Origin of the sequence: Paraclostridium benzoelyticum (genome assembly GCF_001006285.1) — a bacterium.
GTDB classification, from domain to species: Bacteria; Bacillota; Clostridia; order Peptostreptococcales; family Peptostreptococcaceae; genus Paraclostridium; species Paraclostridium benzoelyticum.
The window spans coordinates 1-6,109 of the sequence record NZ_LBBT01000263.1; the positions used below are offsets into that span (position 1 = coordinate 1).

General features: G+C 29.6%; 3 protein-coding genes. All 3 read left to right on the forward strand.

The window, feature by feature from the left end:
- Window positions 1–60 precede the first annotated feature (60 nt).
- The 3 genes from VN21_RS13490 to VN21_RS13500 all read left to right on the forward strand — a co-directional run bounded on the left by VN21_RS13490 (window position 61) and on the right by VN21_RS13500 (window position 5,677).
- Entirely contained in the window at window positions 61–510 is a 450-nt protein-coding gene (locus tag VN21_RS13490; RefSeq protein WP_226896712.1) for a C-GCAxxG-C-C family protein, read from the forward strand.
- A gap of 12 nt (window positions 511–522) precedes the next feature.
- Window positions 523–1,503, forward strand: a complete 981-nt coding sequence (locus VN21_RS13495; protein WP_046823715.1) for a TDT family transporter — start codon at window positions 523–525, stop codon at window positions 1,501–1,503.
- A gap of 520 nt (window positions 1,504–2,023) precedes the next feature.
- Window positions 2,024–5,677, forward strand: coding sequence for a bifunctional 2',3'-cyclic-nucleotide 2'-phosphodiesterase/3'-nucleotidase (locus VN21_RS13500; protein ID WP_052952072.1), 3,654 nt, complete (start codon window positions 2,024–2,026; stop codon window positions 5,675–5,677).
- The last annotated feature ends 432 nt before the right edge of the window (window positions 5,678–6,109 follow it).

A 6,109-nucleotide genomic window follows, 5' to 3' on the forward strand; every position in this document is an offset into this window, starting at 1 on the left:
AATTAAAAATTATAATAAGTGTATAAATTATAAAAATAATGTATAATGGAGGGGAAATTTGTGAATAAAGAGCAAAGAGTGTCAGAAATAAGAAATAGAGCAGAGGGATATTTTGAAAGAGGTGAATTTTTCTGTTCAGAGGCAGTTGTAAAAACTATAAATGATGAACTAGGAAAACCATTTAGTGATGAAGTTACAAAGTTAGCTTCAGGATTTCCAATTGGTGTAGGAAAATCAGGATGTCTTTGTGGTGCTGTAAGTGGAGGTGTTATGGCATTAGGAATGGTATACGGTAGATGTCATGGAGAAGCAATGCATGAAGATATGTTTAAACATGCAGCTGATTTACACGATAGAATAAAAGAACTATATAAAAGTACTTGTTGTAGAGTGATGACTAGAAACTTTGAGTTCCAATCACCAGAAAGAAAAGCACACTGTATTAAAATAACAGGAGAAGTTGCAGCTTATATAGCTGAAAAGTTAATAGATGATGGAAAATTAAAATAAGTAGGTGTACATATGGAAGCTAAAAATAGAGAGGTTAAGTCAAATTTTGAAGACATGCCTGTTGCAATAGCTGGGATTGCGCTTGGGTTTATGAGTATATCCACAGCATTACTTGAGTTTAACGTAACTTGGGTACGTCATCTAGCTGTAATATTTTCAATATTATGTATAGGATTTTTATTAATAAAGTTAATACTACATCCAAAAAAAGTTATGAATGAAATAAAGCATCCAATGGCTGGAAGTATTTATCCAACTATATTTATGACACTTATGTTAGTAGCAGTTTATTTAGTGGAAATAAATCCATCAATAGCTAGTGGATTATGGCTAGGTGCAACAGCTTTGCATTTTTTAACTTTTATAATATTTGCAGTTTATATGATTAAAGATTTCAAAATGGAAAATATGATTCCAAGTTGGTTTATTCCAACTGTAGGAATTGGCCTGGCAGCTGTTACAAGTAAACCTATGAATATGCCTGAAATTTCTAAAGCATTATTTTATTATTCACTTATAGCATTTGTAGTACTATTCCCTATTATGATGTACAGACTTTTATCTATGGAAAAACTAACTGGACCAAAAGTTCCAACTTTAATGATAATGGTAGCTCCAGCAAATATATGTTTAGCCGCTTATTTTGCAATTGCAGATAAGCCAAATGCTATGTTTGTAAGTATTTTGGCAGCTGCTTCATACATATCACTTTTATATGGGTACACAATACTTCCAAAACTTATAAAATTACCTTATTCTCCAGGTCTTGCTCCACTTACTTTCCCACTTGGAATAAGTGTTGTTGCATCTCAGAGATATGCAAAATACCTGGGTAAGGTAGGATCTCAGCTAGAGAGTACGGTTAGAGCATTTTTATATGTTCAAGTTATAATAGCTATATTGGTTATTGGATATATAGTAATAAAGACAGTTGAATTTCTATATAAAAAATTTAATACAAATAAATCTAAAAATGTAAATGCTATGGAGTAGTATAATTAACTATGATAAAAATTAAAAAAATTTAAATTATGCGTATATAATTTAATGAAATGGTTAATATATAATCAGACAGTTAATTAAGGTTGATTGTCAAACCATTACTTACTATTTAAAAGCTAGATAAATTCTAATCTTTTGATAGTTACTTTGGGAGTGATGGGGGCTTGGTACTTGAAAAAGTATCATATTAGATATAATGAATCTACTAGATAATCTCGGTCTACTAGAGTGCAGTTAGTTTTAGTCTAAAGTCCAAAGATTAGACTTCAAGCTAAATTGCAAACTATATTTAATAAAAGTCAAAAGAGAATAGGATGTAATTAATATTACTCCTAAAAAAGCACTGATTTTGAAAGCAAATGCTGTCAAATCAGTGCTTTTTTCTTTTAATATGAAGATTAAAATAATATATTTTAAATTTGTTGAAATAAAATTATATTGATATTATTATAACAATTTGATAGGATAATAGTGAAATTTAAATGAAATGTTTTTATAAAGGGGAGAAATTATGAGTTATAAAAAGGGAGTAAAAAGACTAGCAGCAATAGCTATATCAGCAGGAGTTATAGCACCAATTATGCAACTAACAGTTTCAGAAGCTGCAAAAAAGGAAAATTCAACTGTTGATTTTCGAATAATGGCTACAACGGATTTACATGCTAATATAATGGATCATGATTATTTTACAGATAAACAAGATCCTAACATTGGATTATCAAGATTATCAACTATAATCGAAAAGTCAAAAAAAGAAGTAGATAAAGATACAAAAAACAAAAACATAGACAACTCAATATTAGTAGATAATGGAGATGTAATACAAGGGAACCCATTATCCACAGTATATGCAATGAATGAAGAAACAAAAGTTAAACCAGGAGAGAAATACCCTGTATATGAAGCGTTAGATATATTAGGTTATGATGCAACTACATTAGGGAATCATGAATTTAATTATGGACTTGACTTCTTAAAACAAATAACAAAGAAAAATGTAATGAGAACAAATATTGTTAATGCGAACGTTTTAGATAACAATGGGAAGAATATATTCAATCCATATAATATAATAAATGAAACAGTAATAGATTCAAACGGTAAAAAACAAAAAGTTAAAATAGGAATAACTGGAGTTGTGCCACCTCAAATATTAAATTGGGATAAGAAAAACTTACAAGGTAAAGTTAAAGTTGAAGATATGAAAACTTCAGTTGAGAAAATAACCAAAAAATTGAAAGAAAAACATAAGGTTGATATAGTAATAGCTTTAGCGCACACTGGAACAGGTGAGAGTGATGAGCATATAATGAACTCTGAAAATGCTGCATATCAATTAACAAAAGTAAAAGGTTTAGATGTTGTTGTAGCAGGTCACTCCCATTCAACAACACAAACAGAAATGAATGGAGTTCAAATTATACAGCCTGCTAACTGGGGAAAAGAGTTAGGAATAGTTGATTTAAAATTGGAACAAAAGGGAAAAACTTGGGTTGTTAATGATAAAGAAAGTAAGGTATCAAGGAAAAATGTAAAAGAATTAAAGCCAGAAAATAATCCGATTATAACTAAAAATAAAGATTTGAAAAAAGCACATGAAGCTACAATAGAATTTATAAATAAGCCTGTAGGAGAAACCACTAAAGAGTTAAATAGTTTCTTTTCACTAGTATCAGATAATGAATCAGTTGAATTAGTAGCACAGGCTCAAAAGTGGTATGCTAAAAACAAAATAGAACAAGGACAAGATGAACTTAAACAATATAAAGATTTACCTATATTATCTGCAGCAGCTCCATTTAAAGCAGGAGGACGAGAATTCAATGATTCAACTAACTATGTAGATATAAAATCGGGAGAACTTAAAATAAAAGACTTATCAAACTTGTATTTATATGATAATACTATAAGCATATTAAAGATAAATGGAGCACAAATAAAAGAATGGTTAGAAATGACAAGTGGTATGTACAACACGATAAATCCTACCTCAAACGAAGATCAGCAATTGTTTAATCCTGCATATAGATCATATAATTTTGATTCTATAGAAGGTCTTACATATGAAATAGATGTAACTAAAAAAGCCAAATATGATAGCAATGGAAATGCTATAAATCAAGATTCACAAAGAATATCAAATTTAAAATACAATGGTAGAAAATTAGATCCAAATCAAGAATTTTTAGTAGTTACTAATAACTATAGAGCAAGTGGAACTTTCCCTGGAATTAAAGATGCACAAGTAGTTTACTCATCTCCTGATGAAAACAGACAAGCAGTAATAAATTACATAAAAGAAACAGGAAAAATAACTCCTTCAAAAGATAATAACTGGAAAATCAAGCCAGTAAAAACAAATGCTAAAGTTTTATTTAATTCTCATAAAAATGGAGAAAGTTATTTAAATGATATACCGAGTGTGAAAAAAGTAAAAGATTTGGACAATGAAATGGCTACTTATGCTTATGATTTAAACAAAGCAGAAGGTGATAAAAATACGGTAGATATTCAATTGTTATCGTTTAATGATTTACATGGGCAATTTGATGTAGATTCTAAATTGGGTGGAGGTATAGATAATTTATCAGCGTATTTAAAAAAATTACAAAGTGAAAATAAAAATACACTTACACTTTCAGCTGGAGATGCAGTAGGAGGAAGTCCTGCTGTTACAGCATTAAAACAAGACCAACCAACTTTAGAAATAATGAAAGAAATGAATGTAGATGTAGTGACTACGGGAAATCATGAATATGATGAAGGCACAAGTGAACTAGCTAGGATAATACAAGGCGGAACTCACTCATCAGGACTTAATTGGGAAGGATCTCAAAGCTTTAATTGGGTAACGGCTAACGTTGTAGCAAATAAAGATATGAAGTTTGGAAATAAGGAAGTAAAAAAAGGAGAGCCAATACTAAGCCCATATACTATAAAAGAATTTGATGGGGTAAAAGTAGGTGTAATAGGTATAGTAACAACAGATACTGCAAGAAAAGTTGTACCTGCAGGTATAAAAGATGTGGACTTTATAGATGAGGTGAGTGCTATAGATAAATATACTAAAGAGCTTCAGCAACAAGGTGTAAAAACTATAATAGTATTATCTCATGTGCCAGCGCTAACAGATAAAGATACAGGAAAACTTGTAGATTTAGAGGGAAGTAGCGATATATATGATATATCTCGAAAGGTAAATGATGAGGTTGATGTAATAATGGCAGGTGATAATCATCAGTTTGCAAACTCAGTTGTAAAAAGAGAAGGAAAAGATGATATAGTAGTAACTCAAGCATATTCTAAATCTACTAATATAAGTGATATAGATTTGGTTATAGATAAAGAAAGTGGAGATGTAGTATCTTCAAAAGCAGAAATATTACCAATAGACCCTAAAAATATATCAGCAGATAAAGCTGTCACACTTATGGTTCAAAAAGCAAGGGAAGATGTTAAACATTTACTTGAAAGAAAAGTAGGTTTCGCAGAAGAATTTATTTCAAGAAATATAGAAGGTGCAAATGGAGAATCAGAACTTGGAAGAATGATAGCAGATGCTCAACTATGGGCAGCTAAAGAAAAAGGTGAAGATGTTCAGATATCAATGATGAATATAGGTGGAGTAAGAGCTGATTTACAACAAGGTGATGTAACATATGAAGATGTTTACACAATACAACCATTTGGAAATGATTTAACAAAGCTTACATTAAGTGGGGCACAATTAAAAACAATTTTAGAAACTCAGAATATACATGATTGGGTAATTGGTATGCAACAAGGAAAATACAATAGGCCAAGAATGTTACAAGTAGAAGGATTTACATATAAATGGCACCCAGAACTTGTTAATGGTAACTGGGTTGTAAAAGTAGATAGCATAAATTTAAAAGATGAAAATAAAACACAAGTAACAAATGATATGAAAATAAATACTGTAGCTAATATATTTTTAGCACAAGGCGGAGACGGATTTATTACGTTCAAAGAAGTAAACTATGAAGTTATTATGAGTGATTTAGAAGCTTTTGAAAAATATACTGAAGCATTTTCAAAATTAGATAGTGATAATGATGGAACGATTGGATTAAACAAACCAGATATAAATAAAAATCCTAATTTAGTAAATTTAGATCAGAACTTTGATGGCAAAATTGATTAATTAAAAATAAAAAAATTTAAAATTAAATACATATTATTTATGATAATGGTTAATATATAATCAGACAGTTAATTAAGGTTAATTGTCAAACCAACACTTACTAAGCAAAAGCTAGATTATATCTAACCTTTTGGTAGTGTCTTTGGGAGTGATGGTGACTGGGTACTTGAAAAAGTATCGTATTAAATATAATGAATCTACTAGAAAACCTCGGTCTACTAGAGTGCAGTTAGTTTTAGTCTAAAGTCCAAAGGTTAGAGTTCAAGCTAAATTGCAAACTATATTTAATAAAAGTCAAAAGAGGAATAGGATGTAATTTGATATTACTCCTAAAAAAAGCACTGATTTTGAAAGTGAATACTATCAAATCAGTGCTTTTTAATTTTAAGAATTTTGTTTATAATCTATTAATAATGGATATATATAATAATA